The organism is Anaerococcus tetradius ATCC 35098 (genome assembly GCF_000159095.1).
Classification (GTDB): domain Bacteria; phylum Bacillota; class Clostridia; order Tissierellales; family Peptoniphilaceae; genus Anaerococcus; species Anaerococcus tetradius.
In genome coordinates, this window is the sequence record NZ_GG666362.1 from 1 (window position 1) to 388 (window position 388).

Here is a 388-nt window from a genome sequence, read left to right on the forward strand (position 1 = left end):
TTTTTTTCAAAATCATATTGTTTCCTATTAGTATAGCGTTAAGTATCATCACTCTATTTTTAACGTTTGTATTAGGACTCAGTACAATATTTTTTAAACTGATTTCATTTATCGCTATTATGGGATTTTTAGGATCTGTTTATAATGGAGAAAAAGCAATCGCTATAGAGGCAATTATACTAGCATATCTTTTTAGTCCTTATGGTTTACCAGTGCTAGGATATTTTATTATAGAAGTGGTAGAAGGAGTGAATGAAAGAATAAAAGCAATTTAAATATAAAAATAAATAGATTAAAACGATGAAAAAGAGATAGCGAAATCAAAGCTGTCTCTTTTTATATGAAAAGAAAGGGGGTTATGATGAAAGAAATAGTTAAATTTGAATAC

Annotated in this window: 1 protein-coding gene; it reads left to right on the forward strand. The window is 27.1% G+C overall.

Annotated elements, in window-relative coordinates:
- Positions 1-275 (forward strand): CD1845 family protein (locus HMPREF0077_RS10185; RefSeq protein ID WP_004837945.1); only part of this gene is annotated, 275 nt, incomplete at its 5' end.
- Between the last annotated feature and the right edge of the window lie 113 nt (positions 276-388).